At 67.4% G+C, this 230-nt stretch carries 1 protein-coding gene; it reads right to left on the minus strand.

Features of this window, described 5'->3' with window-relative positions:
• Positions 1-230 (minus strand): hypothetical protein (locus SB771_RS37505; RefSeq protein ID WP_410722343.1); only part of this gene is annotated, 230 nt, incomplete at both ends.

Raw genomic sequence — 230 nt, forward strand, 5'->3', positions numbered from 1 at the left:
CTGCATACTCCAGCCCCTTCGATTTATGAACGGTAACGATCTGCACGAGGTTGCGATCCGACTCGAGCCGCAACTGCGCGTCTTCGCCGCCACCTTGCGTGCGTTGCGCGGCGAGCCAGCGCAAGGTCGGCGCGATGCCGGGTTGCGTGGCGGCGCGCGCCTGCACGAGTTCGGCCAGGTGGTTCACGTTCGTCAGACGACGCTCGCCGTCGGCTCCGGCGACCAGCCGT

It is taken from the genome of Burkholderia sp. SIMBA_051 (genome assembly GCF_046534915.1).
Lineage (GTDB): Bacteria > Pseudomonadota > Gammaproteobacteria > Burkholderiales > Burkholderiaceae > Burkholderia > Burkholderia ambifaria.